At 52.3% G+C, this 654-nt stretch carries 5 tRNA genes; all 5 read left to right on the top strand.

Features of this window, described 5'->3' with window-relative positions:
- Nucleotides 1-49: 49 nt before the first annotated feature.
- The 5 genes from K1I44_RS15005 to K1I44_RS14985 all read left to right on the top strand — a co-directional run bounded on the left by K1I44_RS15005 (nt 50) and on the right by K1I44_RS14985 (nt 492).
- Nucleotides 50-124, top strand: a tRNA-Gly gene (locus tag K1I44_RS15005).
- 10 nt (nt 125-134) lie between these two features.
- Nucleotides 135-220 (top strand) — tRNA-Leu (locus K1I44_RS15000).
- Between the two features lie 8 nt (nt 221-228).
- A tRNA-Arg gene (locus K1I44_RS14995) sits at nt 229-305 on the top strand.
- 25 nt (nt 306-330) lie between these two features.
- Nucleotides 331-407, top strand: a tRNA-Pro gene (locus K1I44_RS14990).
- A 9-nt stretch (nt 408-416) separates the two neighbouring features.
- A tRNA-Ala gene (locus K1I44_RS14985) sits at nt 417-492 on the top strand.
- Nucleotides 493-654: the final 162 nt, after the last annotated feature.

Below are 654 nucleotides of genomic sequence, written 5' to 3'. Positions count from 1 at the left end.
GGATCTGGCGCCTCTGGCGTGGGGGTTCAAGTCCCTCCACCCGCATTGTGCGGAAGTAGTTCAGTGGTAGAACACCACCTTGCCAAGGTGGGGGTCGCGGGTTCGAGTCCCGTCTTCCGCTCCAATACATCTATGCCGGGGTGGCGGAATTGGCAGACGCACAGGACTTAAAATCCTGCGGTAGGTGACTACCGTGCCGGTTCGAGTCCGGCCCTCGGCACTTTATGTGCGCCCGTAGCTCAATTGGATAGAGCATCTGACTACGGATCAGAAGGTTAGGGGTTCGAATCCTCTCGGGCGCGCCATGTTTATTTTTATATGATATGAAGACGGGAAGTAGCTCAGCTTGGTAGAGCACATGGTTTGGGACCATGGGGTCGCAGGTTCGAATCCTGTCTTCCCGACCATTGATAAGAGGGGCCTTAGCTCAGCTGGGAGAGCGCCTGCTTTGCACGCAGGAGGTCATCGGTTCGATCCCGATAGGCTCCACCAAAAAATATTGACAAAGAAAACACTAAATGTTATACTAAAAAAGTCGCTTAAAAACGACAAAGATGTTCCTTGAAAACTGAACGAAGCGAAAAGCGTACGAAGCTAGAGAGATAAACTTTCTATGGAGAGTTTGATCCTGGCTCAGGACGAACGCTGGCGGCG

Source organism: Anoxybacillus sp. ST4, assembly GCF_019448545.1.
GTDB lineage: Bacteria > Bacillota > Bacilli > Bacillales > Anoxybacillaceae > Anoxybacillus > Anoxybacillus pushchinoensis.
This window is presented reverse-complemented; position numbering and strand designations above follow the sequence as displayed.